The sequence below is a fragment of the Butyricicoccus pullicaecorum genome (genome assembly GCF_002160355.1).
Taxonomy (GTDB): domain Bacteria; phylum Bacillota; class Clostridia; order Oscillospirales; family Butyricicoccaceae; genus Butyricicoccus; species Butyricicoccus pullicaecorum.
This window is the reverse complement of the sequence record NZ_NFKK01000007.1, coordinates 74,321-99,981: the sequence shown is the minus strand read 5'-3', so window position 1 is coordinate 99,981 and position 25,661 is coordinate 74,321. Positions and strand designations below refer to the sequence as shown.

Sequence of the window (25,661 nt, the reverse complement as noted above, 5' to 3'; positions counted from 1 at the left end):
GGGATGTGAGATGAGACGCAGAACTAATACAGCGGCAGGCGTGATCTTGCTGGCAGTGTACTGGTATTTTGTGATTCAGCTCACCGGCGGCACGCCAACGAATTTTATCATCATTCGAGATTTTGCGCGTACAATCAATCTGTCACTGATTCCGTTCCATGATATTGCGGAGGTTCTGACCACGAATGATGTGGTGGGAAGCGTGATCCAGATTGTCGGAAATCTTGTAATGTTTGTACCGCTGGGCGTTCTGGTTCCCCTGTTTTGGAGTGGATGGCGCAGCCCAAGCCGAACCATCGGCTTGGGGCTGTGTATGTCCCTGTTCATTGAAGTCAACCAGCTGTTTACCTATCGGGCAACCTCTGTGGATGACCTGATACTGAACACGCTGGGCGCGGCGGTTGGATGGCTGTGTTTTCTGCTTGTGGCAAGACTGTTTGGCGTTGATACCCGAGCGGGAAAATGGCTGGAAAAACTGCCGATCGTGATTTTGTTTGCTGTCTGGATGTGCTGCATTGCACTGGAGTTACCAACATTTTTAGCTTACTAAAGGAGGTTTTACCGTGATTCGTCTTGCTGTTTTTATGGTACCGTCTATTCAGGTGGTATTGATTGCGGGAGCCTGTTTGATGGGGCTGGAAGCATGGCTGTTCCTCGAACGATGACGCATATCTGGTAATAGCACACAGACGCAGGAGAAAGACTCCTGCGTCTGTTTTTTGTTATAGGGGAATGATGAAAGACGTAGTGGTGCAAGGTGAGGGGCGTAGGAGAAAGGTGTGGATGAAGTGACGGGAGGTGGTGTGTTTGCTTCCCTATGGCAAAGTCGTGACTGGTGACAGGTGGCGGTGTGAGGTGAGGTTTAGGGTATTACAAAAAGGGGACGGCAGTATAGGTAAGGTGCTGGGAGGTGGTGGATTCGCTTTCCTGCGGGAAGGTCGTGGCCGGTGACAGGCGGCGGTGTGAGGTGAGGCTTAGGGGATTACCAAAGAAGAACGGTAGTATAGGTGAGATGTCGGGAGGTGGTGGATTCGCTTTCCTGCGGGAAGGTTGTGGCCGGTGACAGGCGGCGGTGTGGGGTAAGGATTAGGGTATTACAACAAGGGAAACGGCAGTATAGGTGAAGTGCCGGGAGGTGGTGGATTCGCTTTCCTGCGGGAAAGCCACGCCGGTTACAAAGCGCCACCGGCGCTTTGTCAAGAGCCGGCTTTCGAATCCACCACAAGCAAAAAGAAACAGATACCATTCGGTATCTGTTTCTTTTTGGTGGGAGGTGGTGGATTCGAACCACCGAAGTCATAGACGACAGATTTACAGTCTGTTCCCTTTGGCCACTCGGGAAACCTCCCATATCAAGTTGTCCTGTCTGAATGACAGTGCTGGGGAATTTGAGAGAACAAAAGATACTCAGCAGAGTATCTTTATATAAAATGGTGGGAGGTGGTGGATTCGAACCACCGAAGTCATAGACGACAGATTTACAGTCTGTTCCCTTTGGCCACTCGGGAAACCTCCCATATGCAGTTGCGCTTCGAGATTTGGAGCTGGTAGACGGACTTGAACCCCCGACCTGCTGATTACAAATCAGCTGCTCTACCAACTGAGCTATACCAGCGTTTTCTCGGTCCACTCGGTTCGGTGAGCTGCTCACCTCAGCGACGTAAACTATAATACCATGAAAACCGAGTGGTGTCAACGATTTTTTTAGAATTTGGACAAAAAACTTTACAGCTTACTTGCTGCGCTTTTCCGCGCTGTTTTTCGCCGTGTCCTGCGGCGTGATGCGGTCTGCAACGGCTTGCAGCAGGGTCAGCATGGACGACGACAGGTTGGGGAATGCGCGGGCGAGATCGGAGGGCTGGAGCGAGGGCAGACGAATCTCCTCGCGGGTCAGACCGAAACCGCCTTCACCCTTCGCCGCGGCGCGGATACGCAGCTCGGACAGGCTCATGTGCGCGTTGCACAGGCCGTCAAAGTGCTCGCTTGCCGTGCGGAAGGCTTCCTCAACGCCGCCGGGATCGGCTGCGTACAGGTAGCGGAATACCTTATAAATCGCCATAGACAGATAGTTATACATCTCGTTCGACAGCTGTTCCGAACCGGTCTTTTCCGCGACCTCGAACAGCATAGCAACCGAATTGACAACCAGACGGCGGCTTTGCTGGATGGCGTTCTCGGGATCGCCCGACTCATCGGAAGCCGCATCGTGCATGCGGGCAGCCGGAACCGAGGAACCGTCACGCGCCATCGATCGACCAAGCAGATAGTCGCAGGAAACGCCGTAGTAATCGGCTGCGCGCACGACAAAGCTGAGACCAGGCTCACGCAGCCCGTTCTCATAATGGCTCAGCAGTGCCTGAGAGACACCAAGGTCACTTGCGGCCGTGCGCTGACTTATTTTCTTTTCGCGGCGCAGCAGCGCAAGGGTTCTCGCAAAATCACTTGCCATTTTCGTCAAACTCCGTCATAAAAGTATATATATTATACTCACATTATTACTATTTGTAAAGTAGGTAACGGGTAAAAAGTCAAAAAAGAGGTCGAAAAATCCCCCGATTGTCTCTTTCGGGGGATTTAAAGGTTTAGGAACTGACAGAGCCGGAAAATACTCTGCGGAATTGCCGAAGCACAATATTTGCTACAACCCACAAGATCAGTACCTCTAAGGGTAGTAGGATGAGGTTTTTAAACAGTCTGCCGGGGAGCAATACCCAGAAGCCTTTCTGGTACAGAAGCGCGCTCCAAAGGGTGTTGAGAAACAGGTTGCAGACGATGTTGACCGACAGTTTTGCAGCGATACAGCGGGGGATAGACGGGCGTCCCTTATACAGCCACAGGCCGTAGAGCAGGCCGCCGACGATGGCGGTGATGGTGTAGCCGGGGAAGTAACCGGCGTTGTTGTTGGGGCTGAGCAGGAAGCCAAGCACGTCGGTCGAGAAGCCGGTCATCATGCCGACGGTCGGGCCGTAAAGCATGGCAACCGAGGCGTTGCACACAAAGCCAACCGAGACACGCAGCTCAGGGGTCAGATAGATCTTTAGACCCAACAGATCCATTGCAAGGTTGAGTGCGATGAGCATGGCCGTGATGACCAGTGCGCGAGGGGACTTGAGTTCGTCCAGGGAGCGGCGAAACACATTTTTTTGTTTTTCCATAAAAATACACCTCCAGAAAATTCGAGTGCACGCATTTCAAGAGGTGTAACCGCTCTTAAATTGTGTGCAGCGGGATGCGACAGCTACACCGCAGGAAAGAATCTTTCCTTTCGTCCGTCGGACAACTCCCCGTTCCGGCGGCACTTCACGCGCAGCAGTCTACTCTGCTAAGACATATTTATTGTAAACTTTTTTGCTGTCTTGTCAAGTGGAAAAATCGACAGAATACACCGGGCAAAAAAATACGGCACGCGAATGCGTACCGTAGATCAAAGATTACAGATTGAAATGTGCGCGGATGGCACGGACGACACCGTTTTCGTCGTTAGACGGGACGGTGCAGTCTGCCATGCGCTTGAGATCGGGGTGACCGTTCTCCATCGCGCAGGCAAACCCGGCTTCACGCAGCAGCTCGAGGTCGTTGAGGTAGTCGCCAAAGGCCATGGTGTCGGCAATCGGGATACCCAGATAGTCCGCCATGCGGTGCAGACCCGAACCCTTGTTGGTTTCCGGGTTCATCAGGTCGACCCAGTCCGCGCCTGACAGTACGACGGCAAACTTGTCCTCATACTGACGCAGCACCGGCCAGCAGCCGGTCTCGGCCTTGCCCTGCTCAAATACAGCCAGCTTGAACGCGGGCTGGTGCTCGAGGTGTGCGATCAGATCGGGCACGACGTCCAGCTTTTCATAGTACATGTGCGCGTTGCGCACGAAAACCGGGTCGTCGTCGCACTCGATGAACGCGCCGTCATGGGTGCAGAGGACGACGTTGACACCGGGCAGGCTGCGGATGGTCTGGATGGGGCCGACAAAGTAGGACGCGGGCAGCTTGTCGGCAAATAGGCACTCGGTGCCGTCATAGACCGCCGCGCCGTTCTCCGCGATGAACAGCATTTGGTCGGCGATCTCGGAAAAGGTCGCGTATAGGTTGTGATACTGCCGTCCGCTGGCTGCGGCAAAGCGGATGCCGCGTGCGCGAAGCGTGCGGATGAGCGGGAACAGGTCGGGCGACAGCCGTTTCTGACTGTCCAGCAGGGTGCCGTCCATATCGGCGGCGATCAGCTGCGTCATTGGGATTCCTCCTCGTTTGTGCGCGTATTTGTACCAGTCCCGTCGGCGAGCAGCGCTTCCAGGCGCTCGATCAGCTCGTCCGAGACAACGTGTTCGATGCGGCAGGCATCATGCTCGGCGACCTCAGGCGAGACACCCAGCACATCGCGCAGATACTGGCACAGCAGATCGTGCCGGCGGCGCACTGCGCGTGCGTGTTCCAGACCGGCTTCGGTCAGCACGACCTCACCGTAATAGGCCGGTTCGACCAGTCCCATATCGCGCAGCACGCTCAGCGCCTTAGATACCGATGCGCGGGATACGCCCACGCGCCGCGCGATCTCGACCGAGCGCACAACGCCCAGCTCATGCTGGATGTCCAGGATGACTTCCAAATAATTTTCGCCAGATTCATGGATCTGCCGCATAGTCCACCTCCAAAGATCAGAACAGAAGCATACCGACGTGGTATACGACAAACGCGGTCAGCCAGGCCAGACAGGTCTGGAAGGCTGCGGCACCCAGCGCCCAGCGCCAGCCGCCAAGTTCACGTTTAATGGTTGCGAAAGCCGACATGCAGGGCATGTACAGCAGGATGAATACCAGAAAGGCGTAGGCGGCGACCGGAGAGAACACACCGGACAGAATCGCGCTCAGATCGGCGCTGGCCGATACGCCATACAGTACGCTCATCGTCGAGACAACTGCCTCCTTTGCGACAAGACCGGTCAGCAGAGAGACCGAAGCCTGCCACTCGCCAAAGCCCAAGGGGGCAAAGATGGGAGCGATGAAGCGACCGAACACACCCAGAATGGAGGTCTCGGGCGAAGCCGCGACCGCAAAGGTGGGTGTAAAGTTTTGCAGGACCCAGATGACGATCGACATCAGGAAAATGACCGTACCGGCCTTGGTGATGAAGTCGCGGGCCTTGTCCCACATGCCGCGCACCGTACCCTTGAAGGTAGGCAGACGGTAGGGGGGAAGTTCGAGCACGAAGCCCGAGGATACATCGCGGAAGACGGTCTTTTTAAGTACGAAACCGGCAAAGATCGACATGAGAATGCCGAAGACATACAGGCTGATGATGACAAGACCGGCGTTTGCGCCGAAGATAGCGGCCGCGATGAGCGAATAGACCGGCAGTTTTGCACCGCAGGACATGAAGGGCGTGAGCATGATGGTCATGCGGCGATCCTTCTCGTTTTCCATCGTGCGGGCTGCCATGACCGCTGGGGTGGTGCAGCCGAAGCCCATGAGCATGGGCACGAAGGACTTACCCGACAGGCCGATGCGGCGCAGCAGCGTGTCCATGATGAACGCGATGCGCGCGAGGTAGCCGGTGTCTTCCAGCATGGACAGGAAGAAGAACAGCAGGACGATCTGCGGCAGGAAGGAGACGACGCCGCCGACGCCGCCGATGATACCGTCACAGACCAGACCGATGACCCAGTCGGACGCACCGGCTGCAAGCAGGGTGCTTTCCAGCCAGGGAGATAACTTGCCCTGAATGAGTGTCTCAAAAATACCCTTGAGCCATTCACCTACCGGGCCGAAGGTTGTCCAGAACATGAGCGCCATGATGGCGATGAAGATTGGGACAGCCAGCCATTTGTTGATAACGACCTTGTCAATACGTTCGGTCGGGGTAAGTTTGGGATGGGCAGGCTTGCGCACGCTGTCGCGCACCACGCCTTCGATGTAATCATAGACCGCGTCCGCGAACATCATCTCGTGATCGTGTCCGATTTCGTGTGCGCTGAGCGCGTCGGCCAGATCGTCCATTTCCTGTCTCTGTTCGAGCGACAGCTGGACGTGCGAGACGATCTGCGGGTCGTCCTCGAGCAGCTTGGCCGCGTAGAACGGACGGCTGCACGCACGGATGTTGGTCTGCTCCAGAATTTCGGCACCGCGTCGGATGGCCGCGCCCACGCCGTGCAGGTAGGCAGGCTGATGGGTGGGCGGCTGCATTTCGCCGGTGACCGCCTCGAGCAGTGCGTCCATGCCCAGACCGCGTCGTGCCGAGATCGGATAGACCGGCACGCCCAGCCGCTCGCGCAGCTTGTTGCAGTCGATATGAATATCCTGTGACTCAACGTCGTCGATGAAGTTGAGCGCGATGACCATGGGCAGACCCAAACCGATCAGCTGCATGGTCAGGTACAGGTTACGTTCCAGATTGGTTGCGTCCACGATGTTCAAAATACCGTCCAGCTCGTCGGACAGCACGAACTCGCGCGCAATGATCTCTTCCTGGGTGTAGGGAGAGAGCGAATAGATACCGGGCAGGTCGACCACATCGGTGCGCTTGCCCTGATAGTTGATGTGACCGGTTTTTCGATCGACTGTGACACCGGGCCAGTTGCCAACGTGCTGGTTGGAACCGGTCAGACGGTTGAACAGGGTGGTCTTGCCGCTGTTCGGGTTGCCGATGATTGCAAGTGTATGCATGGCTTAACCCTCCAGTTCGATTTTAGCGGCTTCGTCCCGCCGCAGTGATAAACTATATCCGCGCAGGCGCACCGCGATCGGGTCGCCGAAGGGCGCGATGCGCTCAACCGTGATGCGCACGCCTTTGGTGATGCCCATATCGAGGAAGTGCCGCTTGACTGCCCCCGCAGCCGTCAGGCCGTCCACCACACCGGACTGCCCGGGCTTCAGTCCCGCAAGCGTTTTTTTCATGTTTTTTCGATTCCTCCATTTTGTTGCCATAGGTTAACTTCTCATGCATTATTGTAAGCTAAACCTAACCGTTCTGTCAATGTGAAAAGCAACAAAACTCGCTCGGTTCTCGCGGATGCTTCTGTCAGCTGCGCAGAATGGGGCAAAAGACAGCAAAATCAGGCGGATGAAGCGGGTAGAAGAGTTGAAGCAGGGGGTAAAATATGATATGATAGCACCAATCTGAAAAAATTACCCAATGAGAAAGGATGTACAAATATGGCAGATGCATTGGCCTATCTCCGTCAGCGACAGGAGAACGGAGGCTTTAACGAACTGATGGGACTGCGTGTCAACCATATCCGGCAGGGCTACGCCGAGATCGAGCTGCCTGCCAAGCCCGATAATTTAAATCCGCTCGGCAATGCGCACGGCGGTGCAATCTTTGCGCTGTGTGACGTAGCAGCCGGCACGGCAGCGGCATCCTATGGCCGCGTGGGTGTGACGCTCAACGCATCCATTAACTATCTGCGCCCGGGCAAGCAGGGCAAGAACCTGATTGCAAAGACCCGTGAGATCAAGGTCGGACGCACGACGGCAGTCTACGGCGTGGACGTGACCGATTCCGACGGTACCGAGGTCGCAAACGCAACCTTCACCATGTATTACGTGGGCGACAGCGCCACGCTGCTCAAGTGACCGGAGCGGTAACCGAACCGCTGCTCGCGTGGTATGATGCCGGACACCGCGACCTGCCTTGGCGCAGGACGCGCGATCCCTATCGGATCTGGCTGTCCGAGATCATGCTGCAGCAGACGCGAGTCGAGGCGGTCATTCCTTATTATGAGCGGTTTCTGTCAGCCTGCCCGACCGTGCGAGACCTGGCCGACGCACCCGAGGAAACCTACCTCAAACTGTGGGAGGGACTGGGCTATTACAGCCGGGTGCGCAACCTGCACAAGGCGGCGCAGGTTATCTGCGACACTTACGGCGGACAGATGCCCGCAGACCATGCTGCACTGTTAAAACTGCCGGGAATCGGAGATTACACTGCGGGCGCGGTCGCATCCATCGCCTTTGACATTGCAGAACCGGCAGTCGATGGCAACGTTCTGCGCGTGGTCGCGCGCATTACGGGCGACGAGCGTCCGATCGACGATGCCAAGGTCAAAAAGGACATGCGGGCGCAGGTGGCGGCTATCATACCGCACGATCGCCCGGGTGCGTTCAATCAGGCGATGATGGAGCTGGGTGCGGTCGTGTGCATTCCGAACGGTGCACCGCGCTGCGGAGACTGTCCGCTCATGCACCTGTGCCGCGCCTGTCACGAACAGACCACCGACCGCATCCCGGTGCGCACACCCAAGAAGGCGCGCACGGTCGTGCATCGCACGGTATTGCTGCCGCGCTGCGGCGGTCTGGTCGGCATTCGCAAGCGACCGGACACCGGTCTGCTGGCGCGCATGTGGGAACTTCCGGCCTACGAGCACCCGCTCGAACCGTCCGCCCTGCGCGACCAGCTCACAGCCGATGGTTGGAAGGTGGAGCGCATGCTGTCGCTGCGTCCGGCAAAGCACATTTTCACACACATCGAGTGGCACATGACCGGCTATTACGTCGAGCTGTCCGAGCCGGTGGAAGACCTTACTTGGGTAACGCCGTCCGCGCTGCGCGGTGATTATGCCCTGCCGTCGGCCTTCCGTGCCTTTTTGAAGGTCATTGAGGAGGAGACATAAAAATGGAATATACCCGCGTCACCCACAATTTCCCGCCGCTCTTTGCACCCGACTCCCGGGTACTCATTCTGGGTTCCATTCCCAGTCCCAAGTCACGCGAGCAGGCATTTTTCTACGGCCATCCGCAGAACCGGTTCTGGCCGGTACTGGCGGCAGTGTTTGGGGAGGAAGCGCCCCAGACCATTGAGCAAAAGCGCAGTCTTGCGCTGCGCCACCATATTGCCATGTGGGACACGCTGGCAGCGTGTGAGATTCGCGGCGCGAGCGACACGTCCATCCGCAATCCCGAGCCCAACGACCTGCCCTGGCTGATCGCCCAGACCCAGGTCAAGGCGATTTTCTGCACCGGTGCGACCTCGCATAAGTACTACCGCAAGCTGTGTCAGGACAAGACCGGCATCGAGGCCGTCTGCCTGCCGTCAACCAGTCCGGCAAACGCTGCATGGTCGAAAGAACGCCTGATCGAGGCCTATCGCGTGATTGCGCAGGCGGTCGAGGAGAACGCATAAGAGGGCAAAAGTGGTGTAACGACTTTGGTTCGACAAATGTGAAAACAAAGTGACAAGATCGTACAAAACCAGTCCAAAATGGACTGGTTTTGTTTATTTTATGTAAAATGACAAGACAAAAGAAACAAAAATGCATAATTGAAACCATATATTTTTTGTCCGAAGGCATGTAGCGAAATTGTGCGGGCAGAGCTATAATAAAAGTATCCGATTGCACAGGTTTTGTGTCTGTGCAGCGGTGCATGAATATTGTATCCAAATCGAGAACCCAGCAAGGTAGTGAGAAGACATATAACCCGGTCACCCGGGAGGAACATGAGGAGTTTCGTTATGAATCTGTATATGCGCAACCATGCAATTAACCATTTGCTCGACGTGGACAGCTATGGCTGTATTTTTATGTATGCCACCCACTGTGATTTGACCACAGCACCCAGACACATCATTCGCATGACCGAAACCGTTCAGCCGGATACGCTGCAGGAGGCGCTCAAGATCGCTCTGCTGCGCTTTCCGCAGATGGGTCTTGGCCTGACCCGCGGCGACAAGCAGTATCGCTATCGCCTGCTGGAAAAACCGCCGGTCGTGCTGCCCTTTGACGATATCTCGCCCTATTACATCGGTTCGGACGATAACAACGGCTATTTGTTTACCTGCGGCTACAAGGACAAGACCATTTACATGGAGTATCAGCACTGTACCTCGGATGGCCGCGGCTTCAATGAGTTCATCAAGTGCGTGCTCTATTATTATCTCAAACTGTGCGGCAAGCCGGTCGAGAATGACGGCTCCATCCGCACGCTGGACACCGATTATCAGCAGGAAGAGAACGAAGACGGCTTTATCAAGCTGCGCAAGGCACAGCAGTCGTCGGAGAATCACTATCCTGATGTGCCCGCGCTGCACCTGCCCGAGTTCGACAACATGGAAGATGAAAACGAGTGGACGGCGGAAATCACAATTTCCTTCCCAAAGCTGCACAAGTTCGTAAAAAGCAATGATATTTCGCCTCTGACCCTGCTTATGGCGGCGCTGTGTCATGCCCTCCATCGCACCTACTACGTCGGCACCGATCGCACGGACAATATCGTCGCCGAGGTTCCTATGGATTTGCGCACTTATATCCGCACGCCAACCGTGCGCTTCTTTGTCGCGCTGCTCGACCTGCCGTTCCACTACGAGTATTTCAAACTGCCGGTCGTCGAGGCAGCACGCCGTATGAGTGAGTACTTTGACACCCAGCGCGCACTGCCGCACGCAGCCTTCTGGGCACTCAAGAACGCAAAGCGCGTACAGGACGGCCATCAGGCCGACATGCCCATCGCGGAAAAGGAACAGATGATGCGCGAACAGGCGCGTAATTATATCCGCCGAGACAGCTTCATCCTGACCAACATCGGCCCCTTCCGTGTACCGGTCAGCATGGAGAAGTACATCGAGGATTACGGCGCTATCCTGCCGTGCGCCCATCAGCCGCTCGGCGTGCTGGTCAGCTCCTATCGCGATACGCTCAAAATTTCGCTGTCCCAGCGCGATGAACGCCCCGACCTGATGAATCATCTGGTTGATGTGCTCGGTGAGCTGGGATTCCCGGCCAAGACCAAGCGCTACATGTTCCACGTCACCCGCTACGACGGCGAACATTTGGCAAAGTAAAGCAAAAAGCCCTGCATCGGACCGGGATGCAGGGCTTTGTTTTTGCATTTAGAGGACTTACAGGCGGTATGCCTTGGAAGCCGTCATGCCGTCGTACCAGGTAACGCGGAAAGGATAGCTGTACAGACGGGTATGAACACCGAGAGATGCCAGATAGTTGCTGAACATGGTCGGCAGATCGAGGTCGTGTCCGCGCTGGGCAATGGAAATTTTCATGTTGCCATTGTAGGACGAGACCAGCATCGCACACGGCTGACTTGCACAGGGCAGAACCGCACCGTAGTCGAGCACGTAGGGCTTCATGGACTCGGGCAGACGGAACTCGCCGACGTTGGTGATGAGGAAGCTGTCTTCGAGTACGAAGTTCTTGGACAGATTGGAAGCCTCGGCTTCCTTTTCTGCGAGCGGGATGTCGCGCTCGTGCAGTTCGCGGCACACATCGCTTGCGCGCTTGGCACGGAACAGCAGGCGCTCGGGCAGCATCTGGTCTTTCAGGAAGGCCTTGGTGCGGCGGCAGACTTCCTCAAGCGGCAGATCGTCGTACGATGCCTCGTAGGGCAGGTCGAGGAAGCAGATGAAGTAACGGGTGGTTGCGCTGGGCACATACGGGCGCAGATCGACCGGAATCTGGGAGATGACCGGCGCGTCCGAGTCCTTGCCGAATTTCTGACGGAACGCACGGCTGAACAGCGGTGCGATGACGCTCAGCGGGCTGGCGCCCATGGACTTGGCTGCCTTGTGCAGCTGCTCAAAGGGGAAGGTGACCTCGGTGATGACCTCGGGCTGGTCGCCTACGTCGGTCAGCTCCTCGGCGTGCAGTGCAGCAGGCTTCTGATAGATGCCTTCGCTCGAGTAGCTGTCTGCCAGATGGCTGTATGCGTCTTCGCTCTCCTCGATGGTGTAGACCGAGTCCAGACCGCGCACGGTGCCGTCGTTCTCGACCGGCTTGCCGCACAGCTTGAGGTAGTTAAACAGCACGCAGCGTATGAACTCCTCGAAACCACGACCGTCAGAGGTGCTGTGCTGGTATTCCATGTAGATCTTGTCGTCCTGATAGCCGACCAGGAACAGGAAGCCGTTGGTGTCCTCGGTGCCGATGCAGTAGCGCTTCCACAGACCGTCGAAGGGCAGAACGACCGGTTCTGCCACGTTGATGCGATAGCGCAGCTGGGTGTCGGTGGCCTCAATGCCGATCATCATGTGCGGAAAACGCAGCAGCGCAGCTTTGACCGCCTGCTGAAGTACATCGGGACGGACGGGCTCGGACATCTGGATGGTATGGCGCGGTACGCATGCGCAGTCGTTCGGGGTACAGTACAGGAAAATTTTGCCGTAACTGTCAGTACGCAGATAGGGATGCTGAATCACATCTTTGAGTTCCATAATTGACCTCCTCCTCATAGGCCCAATATGCCTGAAATGCTCAAACTCTCTCTTTGCAAATAGTCCGGAACCCTCTTTCCGGCATAATTAGTTTTATTTGCTAATCTAATTATACTGCGCCGTGCGCTCTGGGTCAATGACCGAGCCGTGTGGATTTCAGCGATCGGCAGGAAAATTCGGAAACAGAAAAACGCCGTCCACAGGGTGTGGACGGCGCAGATGCAGTCAGGGGATAAGGTCATTGAGGATAAAGTTGCACAGATGCTCGGTAGCATCGGGGTGCGCGATGGCGTGCATGGTCTCGCGCACGGTGCGCAGACGCTGGGGACTCATGAACAGGTGGTAGACCGCTTCATCGACCGGGAAAGTCTTGGTGACCAGACAGGCCATGCCGTTGTTGAGCAGGAATTCCACGTTGCGTTCCTCGTGTCCGGGAATGGGATTGACCAGAATCATGGGCAGGTTCTTGGCCAGCGCCTCGGAAACGGTCAGACCGCCGGGTTTGGTGATGATGCAGTCAGCGGCGCTCATCATGACTTCAACGTTGGTCACGAAGCCATACGGGTGCAGCGTGCACGGGCCGGTGAGCGTGTCGGCCATGCTGACCATCTCGGCGTACTGCTTTTTATTGTTGCCGCAGACGACAAGCAGCTGGAAGGGAATACCACACAGACCAAGCTGCAAGATGAGCTTTTTGTTGTCCGAGTATCCCATGCTGCCGCCCATCATCAGGATGGTCGGACGGTCGGGTTCCAGACCCAGCTGTTCGCGTGCATCCTGCTGCGCGATCGGCTGGTTAAACTTGGGATGAATCGGGATGCCAAAGGGCAGGATGCGGTTGGCCTCGATGCCCTTTTTGACCGCGCGATGGGTGAGCAGCTCGCTCGCCGTCACGATGTACTCGATGCGCGGCACTTCCTCCCAGTAAGGATGCAGGGTATAGTCGGTGATGATGCCGATGGTGGGCGCAGTCAGCAGCGAACGCTTTTTGAGGTCGTCCACCAGCTGTGCGGCGAAGACGTGGGTGCACACAATGGCATCCGGTGCGAAATCGTTGACCACGCGGGCAAATTTGGTCGCGCCCAGCGCGTTGACGATGTTGATGATGGACATGCGGGTGGAAAAATAGCCGCTGCCGCGGTTTTCCGCTAACAGATAGGCCAGTCGGTACAGCTCCTGCGTGTGCTTGGAGGTGAACAGATAGCCCTTGTCGATGGTCTCCTTGACGATCTTGCTGATGTAAGTGTAAACATCGACGGTTTCTACGGTTGCCCCTTTGTCACGCAGCATATCTGCAACCGCCTTTGCGGTCGCGTGGTGACCAAACCCCGCGGTCACCGATAAGATCATAACGCGCATTGCATTCTACTCCTTCAAAATTTCAAAGCATGTATATTTTAGCGCATTCCGGAGCAGGTTGCAAGCCAAACTGTCTATCCAGCGTGCGCCTTGGTCAGCCGGCGGTACTCTGCAAGCACCTGACGTTCCAGCTCCCGGCGTACGAGCGGGCCGATGGGATGCACGATGTCGTGATATCGTCCGTCTGATGTGCGCCGCGCGGGCATGGCGAGAAACAGATGGTCGTCACCCGCGATGACCTTGATGTCGTGCACGGCGAACACGTCGTCGAATGTAACCGATACCAGGGCGAGCAGCCGTCCCTGTCTGGGAAAGCGGCGGAATTTGATCTCGGTAATCTCCATAAAAGATGTCTCCTTTACACGGTTTTGTTTGGATGCCGCAGCGATGTTCCTGCTTGATATTCTGTCTGCTTTCTCATATAATAATACATAGACCAAATCTATATTTATCATAAATTGGAGGCTATGCGCATGGAATTGTCCATCAAGCCCTTTATTGAACATAAAAAAACCATTCACCTTGTCGGAATCGGCGGTGTCTCGATGAATTCGCTCGGTGAACTGCTTTTGAGCATGGGGGTACCGGTCACCGGTTCCGACCGTGCACACTCGGCTGTCACCGAACGCCTGGAGCGTCTGGGCGCTGTCATTCACTATGGCCACGCGGCGGAGAACGTCGAGGGCGCATCCCTCGTCATCCGCACGGCTGCCGTACACGACGATAACCCGGAGATCGTCCGTGCGCACGAGCTGAACATCCCGGTTATGGAGCGCGCACAGGCGTGGGGCTGCCTGATGACCGACTACCAGGATGTTATTTGCCTGTCCGGTACGCACGGTAAGACAACCACCACGTCTATGATGACGCTCATTGCCATGCAGGCTGCGCTTGACCCGACGGTCATGGTCGGCAGCAATCTGCCCGCCATCGGCGGCACGCTGCGCATCGGTGGTCACGAGTGCTTTGTCGCAGAGTCCTGCGAGTACTGCAATTCTTTCCTGTCCTTTGCGCCGACCATCGCGGTTGTGCTCAACGTGGAAGCTGACCATCTGGACTTCTTCAAGGATCTCGACGATATCATCCATTCGTTCCGTGCATTCTGTCAGCTGACCCCGGCCAATGGTCTGGTCGTTGTCAACGCGGACGACGACAACGCCATGCAGGCGGTGCAGGGCATTGACCGCAAGATCATGACATTCGGTACCGCGCCCACGGCGAATGTACGTCCGGCCAATATCACACTGAACAACGGCTATTATTCGTTCGACGTGCTGGTCAACAACGAGCTGTACACCCATGTCACCCTGTCGGTTCCCGGCCGTCATAATATGATGAATGCACTGGCGTGCTGCGCGGTATCTTCCTTCCTGGAAGTGCGCGGTGAGCTGGTTGCTGCCGGTCTGGCACAGTTTAAGGGTTCGTCCCGTCGCTTTGAGCTGACTGGACGCATGTCCACCGGTGCACTGGTTGTGGACGACTACGCACATCACCCGTCCGAAATGCGTGCAACGCTCAATACCGCACGTCAGATGGACTTCAAGCGCATTTTCTGTGCATTCCAGCCGCACACCTACACACGCACCAAGGCGCTGTTTGCAGAGTTTGTGGAAGCGCTCAAGCTGTGCGATCAGGCCGTGCTTGCACCGATCTACGCCGCACGTGAGCAGAACACGATCGGCATTTCGTCCGACGATCTGGCACGCGAGATTCCGGGTGCGATCAGCCTGGGTTCGTTTGAGGAGATTGCCGATTACCTCAGACGGGAAGCAGGCGAGGGTGACCTCGTGCTGACCATGGGTGCAGGCGATATCTATAAAGTTGGCAAAATGCTTGTAGAAGGCGAATAATCCACCTTTTTTCACACGCATCTGTTACTGAAACCGGTGCGTGTGAAAAAATTTTTGCTTTCGGTTGACAACTTGCATAATGTGTGCCATAATGATGACAGAAACATTATGCAAGTTTCACATAGAATGGAGGGGTCATTATGGCAAACAATCTCATTATTACCATCGGCAGACAGTATGGCTCGGGTGGCCGCGAGATCGGACGCAAGCTCGCGCTTCGTCTGGGTATTCCATTCTATGATCGGGAGCTGATTTCCCGTGCTGCAAAGAAGAGCGGCTTCAGCGAGGATCTGTTCGAGCAGCTCGACAAGCGTGCAACCAACAGCTTGCTCTATTCGCTGACCATGTTTGGCTCTACCGGTCTTAATGGCATGTCCCTAACCGATCAGCTGTTCCTGGCACAGGCAAACATCATCCGTGAGATCGCAGACAGTGGCTCTGCCGTTTTGGTTGGACGCTGCGCAGACCACGTTCTGCGTGAGTACGAGAACCGCTTTGATTTCTTCATCACCGGTTCGGTAGATGATCGCCTGCAGCGCATCCAGACCCATGACGATTATGAACTGTCCGGCAAGTCTCCGCGCGCAGCACTCGAGAAGATGGATAAGCAGCGCTCGACCTACTACAACTACTATACCGGTAAGGTATGGGGCAAGAGCGACCATTATGATCTGTGCATCAATGCCGGTCGTCTGGGCGTCGAGAATTCCATCGAGGTCATTCTCGCTTATGTAAACGCACTCAAGAAGTAATTTTGCATCATATCAGAAAAAGGCAAGAAAAAGTAAGAGAAGGGGAAACCGGCGCGGCGTATCATCGCTGCGCCGGTCTTCTGTTTGCATGAAAAAAGCACTTCCAATTTGGAAGTGCTTTTTTGATGGGACGATTTATGCCTGCTTGGAAGTGTCGCACAGCGCGCTCGGACGGATGACCTGACGCAGCGGCGACCAGATGACCGATGCGATGCCGTAGTCGACCATGGAGTGAACGACTGTGCCCACGCCGACCAGCAGGATGACGCTGACGAAGAAGCCCTTTGCCTCGTAGGCTGCCATAGAACCACCGAAGTAGAACGGCAGGATGATGAGGACTTCACCGACACCGTGCAGAATACCGATCAGGAAGCTGAACAGCAGGGTCTGCGGACGGGTGGGATGCAGGGCGAGGTCGGGATGACGGCGCAGGTAGAGCGAGCCGACGACGGCGAAGACGATCTGGCTGGCAGCACGCAGAACGACCGTGATCGGGAAGCCTGCGAGGAAGAAGCCAAGTGTCGTGCCGATAGACACCGCAACTGCGACACCGGGCGAGACGAACATCGCGAGGAACAGCGCGACATGGCTGGCCAGCGTGAAGGATGCCGGGTCGAGCGTAATTTTAATGGGGGAGAACATGGGGATGAGGATACCGACGGCGCACAGCAGGGCTGCGACGACCATGCGGTACAGCTTTTGACTGGACATAGAAAAAGACTCCTTTTTTGTGTGACAACAGATATTTGACAACCAGCCAGATGACTCTGACTGCAATCTATCATATCAGTTATCAAGATAGCTGTCAAGACACAAATGAGACAATAAAAAAACTGCCCCTTGGGGCAGTTTTGTGCAGTCAGCGTTCGAGCAGAAATCCCTTATCCTTGAGTGCCTGCAAGACACGTGCCTGTACTTCGGCATTTGGGCAGCGCAAACGGTGCAGATGGATGCCGCCGGTCAGATTACACAGCGGACGTGCGTTCTCGCGCTCCAGCTTGCTCAGGAAGGCGTCTGCGTCAAACCGGGAGTAGATATGCAGGGGGGCACAGATCTGCCCGTAGATCGAATGCTCGACGGTCACGTCAATCAGGGCGCCGCCCAGGTCGACCACGGTGTACAGCTCTTCGGCCAGACGATCATCTGCGTGCTCGCATACAATATTGATTTCAACGTGGTTTTGCGCCTCTGGACGCTCGAGCAGATAGCCGCGGGGCGTTGCGGTGATGTCTGCGCCTGCGGCGCGCAGCAAGGCGATATCGCCGACGATGATCTGTCGGCTGACCGAAAAGCGGGAAGCAATCGCGGTAGCGGACAGCGGGCCGCTCGACTGGCTCAGCAGCTGCAAAATTTGTTCGCGGCGCGTGGCAGCGTTCATAATACATTCACCTCGTTTTCGATACCTTATACTATAACAGAAAAACAGCCTGCGTGCAAGGCAGGTCGACAGGTGTCAAGGCGGGTGAATACCTTTATATATAATGTAAGAGAAGGTAAAAAAACAGGGGCAGGTTTCGGAAAATACGAGCATGAAAAAAGGACGCATAAGCGTCCTTGAAACTGCACATATTCGGGATAGATCAAGCACCGGCAACCAAGTAAACGGTTGCCTCGTCGATGCCGAGTTTGAGTGCCTGCTCGTGATTGCCGACGGCAATGTCGATCTTGTTTTCCTTGATCGCGCTGCCGACATCTTCTGCGATGAATACGCCGTAACCGTCGATGTAAACACGGCTGCCCAGCGGGATGACCTTGGGGTCAACTGCGATGGTACGGCCCTCGGTGACGGTGGTGCCCGACTTGGTCAGTCCGGTGGCGTAAGCGCCGCAGCACTTTTCACAGGTGCAGTAGAAGGACAGACGGAAGGAACCGAGGTTCTTAAAGTTCTGGGTGATCTGGGCATCTGCTGCCAGTGCGTCCAGCTTTTCAACCGTGCGGGTCACGATCTCGCCCGAGATGAGCTGCTGGAGACGGTCGGTAGAAGCCGAAGCTGCGATCACCGGAGCGGCTGCCTTAACAGACTGTGCCGGGGTGGTGGTAGCAGTGGTGGAAGTAGTTGCCTTGGGTGCAGGGGTCGTATATGCGAGTTCGGGGTCACCGTTATAAGCCAGTGCGGTGCCCAGGCTGAGGGAGGCACACAGCGCCAGCGCAGACGCGCCGCGCACAATTGTTTTCACGCTCAGAAATCTCATAAAATTCTCCTCTTAAACTGGTGGGATACGCCGCCTTGCGACGCCGGCAAATGGGCTGCCGTTCGTTTCACAATTGCATATAGTATAGCACAAGATTCCATAAAATGCAAGTTTTCTTTGTAAACAATGAAAAAAGGGCGTTTTGAACGCCCTAAAAGTTGAAAATATATAAAAACGGCTAAATTTTGTAACTTATTTGTAACTTAACCGATCAGGTAAACATCGGCATAATCAATGCCAAACTGGTAAGCGCGGCTGTGATTTGCGACACAGACGTCGATGCGGTTGCCCTTGATTGCGCCGCCGGTATCCTCAGCGATAAATACGCCGTAGCCATCGATGTAAACGCGGCTGCCCAGCGGGATGACGCGGGAGTCAACTGCGATGGTGCGGCCTTCTGCCATCTTGGTGCCGATCTTGGTCTTGGCATCCGAGCGGCCGTTGCAGGTTGCGCAGGGGCAGTAGAAGGACAGGCGGTAGTTGCCCAGCTTCTTGAAGTTGTTCTTGATGACAGAGTCAGCTGCCAGAGAGCTGCTCTTGCTGATCGAGTGCGGCGTGACCGAGCCGTTGACCAGCTGGTTGATGCGTGCCTGAGCCGCTGCCGCTGCTGCTGCCGCAGCCGCTGCCTCACGAGCCTGACGCTCTTCCTCCTCGACCTGGTTCTTAGCTGCCTGCATGTCTTCGGTTGCGCTGGCCGAGTCAACAACGGTCTCAGCAGAAGCCGACAGGTAGCCGTAGGGGAGAGCCGCCATGACTGCATCTGCAGCGCTGCCGTTCTCCGTCGTGGTGGTATAAGCCAGAGCGCTTCCAGAGCTCAGCAGACAGCCCAGAGCGATCATGCCGGCGAAGCGTCTCATGGTTTTCATACATCGAATTTTCATACAAAAAATCTCCTCGTTTTTCTTGGTTTGTGCGTCTGAATACGCATAAATGGACAAAAAACTTGGATTGTAACCGGTTTGTTACCAATCCGTAGGTGCTATCATACCCGTCTCGCCCAGCTTTGTCAAATGATTTTTTGAAAAAAATTGAAATTCGATTACAAATAGTAATATAGAAAATAAATATAACAGAAATCGCCTTTAAATTTCAAAAAATTTAACCATTCTGTAACTGGATTTTTTTTAGATTTATGCTTGTCGGAAATTGAGGTAACAGAACGGTAACAAAACGGAGCGTCAGTCGCCGGATTTTACGGCATGTCTGGCGGTCTGTGTCGACCGTGCGCGGACGCACCCCACTGTACAAATCGGAGGAAACGTGTTATAGTAAACTCAGTGTTTGCCCCCACGGTGCGGAAAGGGCGGGCTGTGAAAGCCTGCTTTCTGGGAGCAACCCGTTCCATTTTTTTGATGGTATTTTGAGGCGCGAAGATGCGGCCTCGTCACAAGAGAGAAAGCCGGAAAGACCGGCGTATGAAGATTCAACCAAATTGTAAAACGACAAAGGAAAGTGATATCGAAGTTATGAAAGAAAAACTGAAGATTATACCGCTCGGCGGTCTCAATGAGATCGGCAAGAACATGACGGTCATCGAGTATGGCAACGACATTGTAGTGATCGACTGCGGACTGGCATTCCCGGACGACGACATGCTGGGTGTAGACCTGGTAATTCCGGACACGACCTACCTCAAGCGCAACCAGAAGAAGGTGCGAGGCTATTTGATCACCCACGGCCATGAGGACCACATCGGCGCAATCCCGTATGTACTGCGCGAAGTCAATGCACCGATCTATGCCACTCGCCTGACCTGCGGCATCATCCAGACCAAGCTGGCTGAGCACCGCATGCCCGAGAAGGTGCGCATGAACACGGTCAAGGCTGGCGATGTGATCAAGCTCGGATGCTTCACCATCGAGTTCATCCACACCAACCACTCGATCGCGGACTCGGTTGCACTGGCCATCCGCACGCCGCTCGGCACGATCATCCATACGGGTGACTTCAAGGTCGACCTGACCCCGGTCAGCGGTGAGATGATCGATCTGGCACGCTTTGGTGAACTCGGACGCGAGGGCGTTCTGGCGCTGATGAGTGACTCGACCAACGTCGAGCGCAGCGGCTATACGCCCAGTGAGAAGGTTGTCGGTCAGTCGCTGGAGAATTTCTTTAAGAACTGTGACCAGCGTATCATCATCGCAACCTTTGCTTCCAACGTCAGTCGTCTCCAGCAGATTCTGGACATCGCCGCACGTTTCGGACGAAAGGTCGCAGTCTGCGGACGCAGCATGGAGAAGATTACTCAGGTTGCACAGGAGCTCGGCTACCTACACGACGACGGTAAGGTGCTCATCGACGTGAGCACGATCAACCGCTATCCGCAGAACAGACTGTGCATTGTGTCTACCGGTTCGCAGGGCGAGACCATGTCCGCACTCTACCGCATGGCGTATTCCAGCCATAAGCAGGTTGAGGTCGTGACCGGTGATCGCATCCTGATTGCGGCATCCGCGATTCCGGGCAATGAGAAGTCGGTTTCTAACATGGTAAATGAGCTGTACCGCAAGGGTGCAGAGGTCATTTACGACCGCAATGCAGCCATTCATGTATCTGGCCACGCTTGCCAGGAAGAGCAGAAGCTGATGATTGGTCTGTGCAAGCCCAAGTATTTCATCCCGGTGCACGGTGAGCATCGCATGCTGCAAAAGCACGCGGCTCTGGCTGAGGAAATGGGCGTCGATCCGCGCAATGTCATCATTACCGAGATTGGCCGTCCGATTGAGATTGATGATCGCTCGGCACGCCTGTGCCCGATGGTTCCGGCAGGTCGTGTCCTGATCGATGGATTGGGTATTGGTGATGTCGGCGCAGCCGTTCTGCGTGACCGTAAACATTTGGCCGAGGATGGCCTGTTGGTTGTCGTGGTCACGATCGATAAGGAGAGCGGCGTGGTCATCGCTGGACCGGATATTGTTTCCAGAGGTTTCATCTATGTCCGTGAGGCGGAAGACCTCATGGAAGAGTTGCGCGTTCAGTCGCAAATGGCTCTGGATCGCTGCTTAGACGAGGGCGTGCGTGATTGGAATGGTATTAAGAGTGCACTCAAGAGTGCGCTGAGTAATTATTTGTTTAAGAAAACAAAGCGCAGCCCGATGATCCTGCCGATTATCATGGAGGTTTAAGCCGTAAGTCTGTTTTTTCGACAGCGCAGATAACCCGGAAAAACGGAAAAATTGAAGCTTTCGCCAGCCTTTCTCGAAAGGCTGCGGGTTCTTAGGGCAGAGCCCTGAGTCGCCATCCGCAGATGGCGAAATTCCCTTTTGAAACCCGGTGTACGCCCCGGGTTTCAACTAAAACAAACAAAAGGAAAAGACCGTCCGACAGGACGGTCTTTTCAGAGATTGCGCGACCTGCGGGTCGCGCTTTTCTTTTTTTATTTTCGTTGATTTTCCCTCGTGGGAGATCGGGAAAATCAAAAAGGATTTCGCCCGTTGCGACGGGCGACTTGAGGCTCTGCCTCAAGACTCCGCAAGCCTTTCGAGAAAGGCTTGAGCGAAAGCTTTATTTCGCACACTCGTTTTATTCGCGCTCAGCGCGAGAACGAGGATAGTGGCCTACGGGCTGCGGGCGGGAATGGGTCTGGCGGTTTGGAAGTGTCACAGCCGGACGCTGATTTCACCGGCACGCAGAATGGTCTGTGTGCCATTCTGATCGATAATCACCAAATTACCCTCGTCGGTCAGATCCACACAGGTTGCAGGATACTGTCCCTGTGGAGAACTGACCATGATACGCTTACGCAGGCAATTCATACGGCTGCGGTATGCCTGCAATAGTTCCTTACTTTGTCCCGCAAGCAGTTTATCATACCACGGCTCAAACGCATTGAGGATGGATGCTGCGAGCTGTGCACGAGTAGGTAAGTGGTGGGTTTCGTCCCAGATGCCGCCTGCAATGTCTGCAAGTTCAGGGTAAGCTTCACGGTCAAATTTCAGATTCACGCCAATACCAACGATCGAAAAGTCCGGTTTGCTGCCGCCGGTCGAGAAGGAGGACTCGGTCAGGATACCCGCGCACTTGTATCCGCGGATAAAAACATCGTTGACCCACTTGATTTTCGGCCAGATGCCGCACTGGTGCTCAAGCGCTTCGCAGATCGAGACAGCCGAGATGAGCATGAGCAAAGAAATGCGCTCAAGCGGTAAATCGGGATGCAGTACAATGGACATATATAGTCCGCTGCCTGCCGGGGACACAAACTGTCGCCCCAGTCGACCGCGTCCGGCGGTCTGTTCCTCGGCCAGCAGAACAAAGCCCTCATCCTCATTGCCGAAGCGCTGTTTGACCTGCGTGTTGGTCGAGTCGACAGACGGCTCGATCAGTAATTTACGTCCCAGGCGCGTGGTGTGCAGATGCCGTGTGATGGCTTCCGCAGTCAAACGATCTTCCATCCGAAATCCCCTCACAATCCTGTCAGTTTGTATACTTTATTATATAACAACTGCGGGACACATGGTAGAGTGATGCATAGAAAAAATTGCCAGCTTGAAGGCGTTCTTTTAAAATTCGCGTATGGTGTGGTATAATGGTAAAAAGTCCGGTTTGTGCAGACAGCCGGAATCAGGAGGAATGTATGAAAACCCGCGAACAGGCTGTGCGCGCACTCGCGCAGACAGCAGAGGATAAAATGCTGCTTCAGCAGTTTTTTGATAAGTATGAGGTCAGCCAGGAGCGGTCGTACCTGACCCACACGCGCTTTCTTGATCTGCGAGAGCGTACACTGTGCGTCAAGGCCGCACGCGAGACTGGAATCACGGCGCAGACGGTGTTTTGGGGCGGTTACCCGGATGCCGAGCGCGTGATGGCGCTGTTTTTGCCCGACTACCTGACCGCTGAGGACGCGATCAAGCCGGAAAACAGTCCGCTTGCGCTGCTGCGCGCCGAAAAGAGTCCAGCAGATACATTGTCCCATCGTGATTATCTGGGTGCACTCATGGGTCTGGGCATCGAACGCGCAGTGGTCGGTGATATCGTGCTGCATGACGACGGTGCCGAGCTCTTTGTCACCGAGGACATGGCAGAATTTATTCTGATGAACTTTCTGCGTGCCGGACGCAAGCGCGTCATGCTCAGTCAAATTGCGTTGACCGATTTTCGTTCACCCGAGGTCAATGAGGAGGACGGCGAAGGCTCGGTGGCGTCTCTCCGGCTGGACAGCGTGGCCGCGCTCATCTTCCGCCTGTCCCGTGCGCAGATGCAGGAGCGTATCGACAAAGGCACGGTCTTCCTTAACCAGATGCAGTGCCTCAAGCCCGACGCCGATGTCGCACCCGGTGACCGTATCACCGTGCGCGGTCTCGGTCGTGCCCGGATTGTCGAGCTTGGCGGTGTCAGCCGCAAGGGGAGACAGTTCGTGCGCTACGCGCGCAGTGTGTAAATCGCCGCTTTAGACTGGAAATCGATCACGAAAACTGCTATAATGAACTATCATTCCAGCAACCGGAAAGAGAGGGAACGCTATGATGATGAAAAAAATCGCCCGCAGCTTGCTGACTATATTGATTGTGTGCAGCTGCGCTGTGACGGCGGCTTTTGCAGCAGATGATATCACCGGCCACTGGTCAGAGCCATATTTCCGATCACTCAGCGCACATGGTGTCATCAATGCCAACGGCAAAGGTGAGTTCACGCCCACGGCTGAGATCTCCCGTGCGGAGTTCATGCGCTACATCAACCGCGCCTTCGGTTTTACCGAGCAGGCCGACGTGAGCCAGTATAAAGATGTCGATTCCGATCAGTGGTATTACGAGTCGGTACGCATCGCGGTCAAGTACGGCTATATCTCCGGTCTGTCCAGTACCCAGATGGGTCCGGACAAGGCCATCACCCGTGAGCAGGCCATGACCATTCTGGGCAGACTGTGCAAGGTCGATGCCGGAACGGTCACACCCAGCCAGCTGTCCTTCAGCGACAAGTCCAAGATTGCCACCTGGAGCGCACTGTATATTAAGTGGGCGGTCGACAACGGCTATGTGTCGGGCTACACCGACGGCACCTTCCAGCCTCAGCGCAGCGTGACCCGCGCCGAGGCGGCGAAGATTCTGTACTATTTCACCGGTACGATCTTAGATCAGGCCGGCGCGACCTATAACAGTTCGTCTCTCAATTCGGACACCAAAAACGTGACCATCACGAGCGCGTGCACGCTGTCTGGCGTGACCATTCCGGGCAATCTGTACATCAGCGAGGGACTCAACCAGTCGGCAGTGACCCTGTCTGACGTGACCGTCAAGGGTCGTCTGATTGCAGCGGGCGGCACGGTTCAGCTGAATAACGTCACCGCCCCCGAACTGTATATCAGCTCGCCCTTTACCGGACGCGAGGTGAAAGTAACCTCGGCTGGTACGACGAACATCGATCAGGTCACGGTCATGACCACCGCCGGACTGACCCAGACCAGCTTGCAGGCTGGCGCCTCCGGACTCAAGCAGATCAACGTCTACGGCGATAAGAATATGCCGCTGACGCTGAATGGCCGCTTTGGCAAGGTCACCTTGCAGGATGCAAACCGTCTGAGCCTGTCGGCAGGCGCTTTTGTCGAGTCGCTAACTGTTAAGGGGGCAGCAACCATCGAGGGCACTGGTACCATTCAGAATGCAGTCTTCCAGGCAAACGGTGCGGTCAGTGCCATTGAGCCGCAGACCTACTCGTTCAACAAGGGCATGTCGGCGACCATTCAGGGCACGTCGGTCTCGGTTGACCGCAGTCAGCCCAATCACACGCTGACCCCGGCCACGGTCAACCTGTCCACGGCAAGCGACGTCATTCTGGCCATCGTGTCCGAGGATAACGCCACCGTGCGCTCGGTTATGCTGGGCGATCGTGTCCTGCAGGCGGGTTATCAGTACGACTATGACCCGGTCACCGGTTCCATCCGTATCATGTCGAATGCGTTCAGCGGTCTGTCCAGCGGAACGTACACCGTACAGGTCATTATGAGCACGGGTATCAACCCGACCGCGACCATCTATCTTGGAAGCGGCAGCAGCTCGTCTAACAGCGGTTCGTCCTCGTCCTCGAATTCGGGTTCGGCCAGCCTTGCCACCCAGGCGGTGACTTTCAGCGCAACCGCAGGCAACGCAGCCAACCAGAATGTGACCATCAACATCAACATTGACTCGAGTGTTGTTGTGCAGGCAGTTCTGCTCGACGGCAGTCAGCTTGCCATGGGTACCCAGTACATCATCAGCGGCAATCAGGTAGTTCTGTACCACACAGCACTGGAGCCTCTGGTCTTTGGACGCACCGGCACGATGAATATTGTGCTCGTCCTGTCGAACGGCAATCAGCTGACCGTTCCCATGACACTTGTCTAACACAAATATTCTTCCCCGACAGCTTTCCCTGTCGGGGAATTT

General features: G+C 55.5%; 24 protein-coding genes, 3 tRNA genes and 1 riboswitch. Of the genes, 10 read left to right on the top strand and 17 right to left on the bottom strand.

The genetic code is table 11. The features are described from left to right. Nucleotides 1-10: 10 nt before the first annotated feature. Nucleotides 11-550: a VanZ family protein gene (locus B5F17_RS07785; protein WP_087372679.1), complete on the top strand. Its 540-nt coding sequence runs from the start codon at nt 11-13 to the stop codon at nt 548-550. Between the two features lie 714 nt (nt 551-1,264). Here B5F17_RS07785 and B5F17_RS07780 read toward each other — a convergent pair. The 9 genes from B5F17_RS07780 to B5F17_RS07740 all read right to left on the bottom strand — a co-directional run bounded on the left by B5F17_RS07780 (nt 1,265) and on the right by B5F17_RS07740 (nt 6,884). Beyond that, a tRNA-Tyr gene (locus B5F17_RS07780) sits at nt 1,265-1,349 on the bottom strand. A gap of 82 nt (nt 1,350-1,431) precedes the next feature. Continuing rightward, a tRNA-Tyr gene (locus tag B5F17_RS07775) sits at nt 1,432-1,516 on the bottom strand. Nucleotides 1,517-1,539: 23 nt separating this feature from the next. After that, nucleotides 1,540-1,615, bottom strand: a tRNA-Thr gene (locus B5F17_RS07770). 117 nt (nt 1,616-1,732) lie between these two features. After that, entirely contained in the window at nt 1,733-2,449 is a 717-nt protein-coding gene (locus B5F17_RS07765; RefSeq protein WP_087372677.1) for a helix-turn-helix domain-containing protein, read from the bottom strand. Between the two features lie 133 nt (nt 2,450-2,582). Continuing rightward, nucleotides 2,583-3,155, bottom strand: a complete 573-nt coding sequence (locus B5F17_RS07760) for a folate family ECF transporter S component (protein WP_087372676.1) — start codon at nt 3,153-3,155, stop codon at nt 2,583-2,585. Between the two features lie 65 nt (nt 3,156-3,220). Next, nucleotides 3,221-3,324, bottom strand: a riboswitch (THF riboswitch). A 107-nt stretch (nt 3,325-3,431) separates the two neighbouring features. Further along, on the bottom strand, nt 3,432-4,226 hold the full coding sequence (locus tag B5F17_RS07755; protein ID WP_016147682.1) for an HAD family hydrolase: 795 nt from the start codon (nt 4,224-4,226) through the stop codon (nt 3,432-3,434). Continuing rightward, nucleotides 4,223-4,633, bottom strand: a complete 411-nt coding sequence (locus B5F17_RS07750) for a metal-dependent transcriptional regulator (RefSeq protein WP_087372673.1) — start codon at nt 4,631-4,633, stop codon at nt 4,223-4,225. The genes B5F17_RS07755 and B5F17_RS07750 overlap by 4 nt, the downstream gene beginning before the upstream one ends. A gap of 16 nt (nt 4,634-4,649) precedes the next feature. After that, a complete protein-coding gene (feoB, locus tag B5F17_RS07745; RefSeq protein ID WP_087372669.1) occupies nt 4,650-6,653 on the bottom strand; it encodes a ferrous iron transport protein B in 2,004 nt (667 codons plus the stop codon). 3 nt (nt 6,654-6,656) lie between these two features. After that, nucleotides 6,657-6,884: a FeoA family protein gene (locus B5F17_RS07740; RefSeq protein ID WP_016147679.1), complete on the bottom strand. Its 228-nt coding sequence runs from the start codon at nt 6,882-6,884 to the stop codon at nt 6,657-6,659. Nucleotides 6,885-7,142: 258 nt separating this feature from the next. On the opposite strand from B5F17_RS07740, the gene B5F17_RS07735 reads away from it, so the two are divergent. The 4 genes from B5F17_RS07735 (at nt 7,143) to B5F17_RS07720 (ending at nt 10,764) form a co-directional block, all read left to right on the top strand. Beyond that, the gene (locus B5F17_RS07735; protein ID WP_087372666.1) at nt 7,143-7,562 is read left to right on the top strand and encodes a PaaI family thioesterase; all 420 of its coding nucleotides are present in this window, start codon (nt 7,143-7,145) and stop codon (nt 7,560-7,562) included. Then, on the top strand, nt 7,559-8,599 hold the full coding sequence (gene mutY, locus B5F17_RS07730; protein WP_087372664.1) for an A/G-specific adenine glycosylase: 1,041 nt from the start codon (nt 7,559-7,561) through the stop codon (nt 8,597-8,599). Before B5F17_RS07735 ends, mutY begins: the two co-directional genes overlap by 4 nt. A gap of 2 nt (nt 8,600-8,601) precedes the next feature. Then, the gene (locus B5F17_RS07725; protein ID WP_087372661.1) at nt 8,602-9,108 is read left to right on the top strand and encodes a DNA-deoxyinosine glycosylase; all 507 of its coding nucleotides are present in this window, start codon (nt 8,602-8,604) and stop codon (nt 9,106-9,108) included. A 330-nt stretch (nt 9,109-9,438) separates the two neighbouring features. Then, a complete protein-coding gene (locus B5F17_RS07720; RefSeq protein WP_087372658.1) occupies nt 9,439-10,764 on the top strand; it encodes a hypothetical protein in 1,326 nt (441 codons plus the stop codon). A 57-nt stretch (nt 10,765-10,821) separates the two neighbouring features. Here B5F17_RS07720 and B5F17_RS07715 read toward each other — a convergent pair whose 3' ends face one another. The 3 genes from B5F17_RS07715 to B5F17_RS07705 form a co-directional block, all read right to left on the bottom strand. Further along, complete coding sequence (locus B5F17_RS07715) at nt 10,822-12,147, bottom strand: hypothetical protein (protein WP_087372656.1); 1,326 nt, start codon at nt 12,145-12,147, stop codon at nt 10,822-10,824. 225 nt (nt 12,148-12,372) lie between these two features. After that, nucleotides 12,373-13,506 carry an MGDG synthase family glycosyltransferase gene (locus B5F17_RS07710; RefSeq protein ID WP_087372654.1) on the bottom strand — a complete coding sequence of 378 codons (1,134 nt, stop codon included), beginning with the start codon at nt 13,504-13,506 and terminating at the stop codon, nt 12,373-12,375. Nucleotides 13,507-13,580: 74 nt separating this feature from the next. Beyond that, nucleotides 13,581-13,850 carry a SpoVG family protein gene (locus tag B5F17_RS07705; protein ID WP_087372651.1) on the bottom strand — a complete coding sequence of 90 codons (270 nt, stop codon included), beginning with the start codon at nt 13,848-13,850 and terminating at the stop codon, nt 13,581-13,583. A gap of 129 nt (nt 13,851-13,979) precedes the next feature. Between B5F17_RS07705 and murC the strand changes: the two genes are divergently transcribed. Together murC and B5F17_RS07695 are read left to right on the top strand one after the other, a co-directional pair. Further along, a complete protein-coding gene (gene murC, locus B5F17_RS07700; protein WP_087372648.1) occupies nt 13,980-15,356 on the top strand; it encodes a UDP-N-acetylmuramate--L-alanine ligase in 1,377 nt (458 codons plus the stop codon). 140 nt (nt 15,357-15,496) lie between these two features. Beyond that, a complete protein-coding gene (locus B5F17_RS07695; RefSeq protein ID WP_087372645.1) occupies nt 15,497-16,108 on the top strand; it encodes a cytidylate kinase-like family protein in 612 nt (203 codons plus the stop codon). Between the two features lie 135 nt (nt 16,109-16,243). Here B5F17_RS07695 and B5F17_RS07690 read toward each other — a convergent pair whose 3' ends face one another. The 4 genes from B5F17_RS07690 to B5F17_RS15225 all read right to left on the bottom strand — a co-directional run bounded on the left by B5F17_RS07690 (nt 16,244) and on the right by B5F17_RS15225 (nt 19,166). Next, nucleotides 16,244-16,819, bottom strand: a complete 576-nt coding sequence (locus B5F17_RS07690) for a hypothetical protein (RefSeq protein ID WP_087372642.1) — start codon at nt 16,817-16,819, stop codon at nt 16,244-16,246. A 148-nt stretch (nt 16,820-16,967) separates the two neighbouring features. Further along, entirely contained in the window at nt 16,968-17,486 is a 519-nt protein-coding gene (locus B5F17_RS07685; RefSeq protein WP_087372639.1) for a transcription repressor NadR, read from the bottom strand. A gap of 202 nt (nt 17,487-17,688) precedes the next feature. After that, nucleotides 17,689-18,300, bottom strand: coding sequence for a 3D domain-containing protein (locus B5F17_RS07680; protein WP_087372636.1), 612 nt, complete (start codon nt 18,298-18,300; stop codon nt 17,689-17,691). A gap of 203 nt (nt 18,301-18,503) precedes the next feature. Further along, nucleotides 18,504-19,166 (bottom strand): 3D domain-containing protein, encoded by a 663-nt coding sequence (locus B5F17_RS15225; RefSeq protein WP_275532121.1) that lies wholly within the window; start codon nt 19,164-19,166, stop codon nt 18,504-18,506. A gap of 549 nt (nt 19,167-19,715) precedes the next feature. Between B5F17_RS15225 and B5F17_RS07670 the strand changes: the two genes are divergently transcribed. Next, on the top strand, nt 19,716-21,425 hold the full coding sequence (locus B5F17_RS07670; RefSeq protein ID WP_204244589.1) for a ribonuclease J: 1,710 nt from the start codon (nt 19,716-19,718) through the stop codon (nt 21,423-21,425). 474 nt (nt 21,426-21,899) lie between these two features. On the opposite strand, the gene B5F17_RS07665 is transcribed toward B5F17_RS07670, so the two are convergent. Continuing rightward, nucleotides 21,900-22,694 (bottom strand): biotin--[acetyl-CoA-carboxylase] ligase, encoded by a 795-nt coding sequence (locus tag B5F17_RS07665; protein ID WP_087372627.1) that lies wholly within the window; start codon nt 22,692-22,694, stop codon nt 21,900-21,902. Nucleotides 22,695-22,876: 182 nt separating this feature from the next. Here B5F17_RS07665 and B5F17_RS07660 point away from each other — a divergent pair, with 182 nt between their 5' ends. Then, nucleotides 22,877-23,680 carry a YlmH family RNA-binding protein gene (locus B5F17_RS07660; RefSeq protein WP_087372624.1) on the top strand — a complete coding sequence of 268 codons (804 nt, stop codon included), beginning with the start codon at nt 22,877-22,879 and terminating at the stop codon, nt 23,678-23,680. A gap of 82 nt (nt 23,681-23,762) precedes the next feature. After that, the gene (locus B5F17_RS07655; protein ID WP_087372622.1) at nt 23,763-25,619 is read left to right on the top strand and encodes an S-layer homology domain-containing protein; all 1,857 of its coding nucleotides are present in this window, start codon (nt 23,763-23,765) and stop codon (nt 25,617-25,619) included. Nucleotides 25,620-25,661 lie beyond the last annotated feature (42 nt).

What these genes read in the sequence shown, in the direction of transcription:
- B5F17_RS07785 (WP_087372679.1), top strand. Translation starts at nt 11, where the DNA reads ATGAGACGCAGAACTAATACAGCGGCAGGCGTGATCTTGCTGGCAGTG.
- B5F17_RS07765 (WP_087372677.1), bottom strand. Translation starts at nt 2,449, where the DNA reads ATGGCAAGTGATTTTGCGAGAACCCTTGCGCTGCTGCGCCGCGAAAAG.
- B5F17_RS07760 (WP_087372676.1), bottom strand. Translation starts at nt 3,155, where the DNA reads ATGGAAAAACAAAAAAATGTGTTTCGCCGCTCCCTGGACGAACTCAAG.
- B5F17_RS07755 (WP_016147682.1), bottom strand. Translation starts at nt 4,226, where the DNA reads ATGACGCAGCTGATCGCCGCCGATATGGACGGCACCCTGCTGGACAGT.
- B5F17_RS07750 (WP_087372673.1), bottom strand. Translation starts at nt 4,633, where the DNA reads ATGCGGCAGATCCATGAATCTGGCGAAAATTATTTGGAAGTCATCCTG.
- feoB (WP_087372669.1), bottom strand. Translation starts at nt 6,653, where the DNA reads ATGCATACACTTGCAATCATCGGCAACCCGAACAGCGGCAAGACCACC.
- B5F17_RS07740 (WP_016147679.1), bottom strand. Translation starts at nt 6,884, where the DNA reads ATGAAAAAAACGCTTGCGGGACTGAAGCCCGGGCAGTCCGGTGTGGTG.
- B5F17_RS07735 (WP_087372666.1), top strand. Translation starts at nt 7,143, where the DNA reads ATGGCAGATGCATTGGCCTATCTCCGTCAGCGACAGGAGAACGGAGGC.
- B5F17_RS07725 (WP_087372661.1), top strand. Translation starts at nt 8,602, where the DNA reads ATGGAATATACCCGCGTCACCCACAATTTCCCGCCGCTCTTTGCACCC.
- B5F17_RS07720 (WP_087372658.1), top strand. Translation starts at nt 9,439, where the DNA reads ATGAATCTGTATATGCGCAACCATGCAATTAACCATTTGCTCGACGTG.
- B5F17_RS07715 (WP_087372656.1), bottom strand. Translation starts at nt 12,147, where the DNA reads ATGGAACTCAAAGATGTGATTCAGCATCCCTATCTGCGTACTGACAGT.
- B5F17_RS07710 (WP_087372654.1), bottom strand. Translation starts at nt 13,506, where the DNA reads ATGCGCGTTATGATCTTATCGGTGACCGCGGGGTTTGGTCACCACGCG.
- B5F17_RS07705 (WP_087372651.1), bottom strand. Translation starts at nt 13,850, where the DNA reads ATGGAGATTACCGAGATCAAATTCCGCCGCTTTCCCAGACAGGGACGG.
- murC (WP_087372648.1), top strand. Translation starts at nt 13,980, where the DNA reads ATGGAATTGTCCATCAAGCCCTTTATTGAACATAAAAAAACCATTCAC.
- B5F17_RS07695 (WP_087372645.1), top strand. Translation starts at nt 15,497, where the DNA reads ATGGCAAACAATCTCATTATTACCATCGGCAGACAGTATGGCTCGGGT.
- B5F17_RS07690 (WP_087372642.1), bottom strand. Translation starts at nt 16,819, where the DNA reads ATGTCCAGTCAAAAGCTGTACCGCATGGTCGTCGCAGCCCTGCTGTGC.
- B5F17_RS07685 (WP_087372639.1), bottom strand. Translation starts at nt 17,486, where the DNA reads ATGAACGCTGCCACGCGCCGCGAACAAATTTTGCAGCTGCTGAGCCAG.
- B5F17_RS07680 (WP_087372636.1), bottom strand. Translation starts at nt 18,300, where the DNA reads ATGAGATTTCTGAGCGTGAAAACAATTGTGCGCGGCGCGTCTGCGCTG.
- B5F17_RS15225 (WP_275532121.1), bottom strand. Translation starts at nt 19,166, where the DNA reads ATGAAAACCATGAGACGCTTCGCCGGCATGATCGCTCTGGGCTGTCTG.
- B5F17_RS07670 (WP_204244589.1), top strand. Translation starts at nt 19,716, where the DNA reads ATGAAGATTCAACCAAATTGTAAAACGACAAAGGAAAGTGATATCGAA.
- B5F17_RS07665 (WP_087372627.1), bottom strand. Translation starts at nt 22,694, where the DNA reads ATGGAAGATCGTTTGACTGCGGAAGCCATCACACGGCATCTGCACACC.
- B5F17_RS07660 (WP_087372624.1), top strand. Translation starts at nt 22,877, where the DNA reads ATGAAAACCCGCGAACAGGCTGTGCGCGCACTCGCGCAGACAGCAGAG.
- B5F17_RS07655 (WP_087372622.1), top strand. Translation starts at nt 23,763, where the DNA reads ATGATGATGAAAAAAATCGCCCGCAGCTTGCTGACTATATTGATTGTG.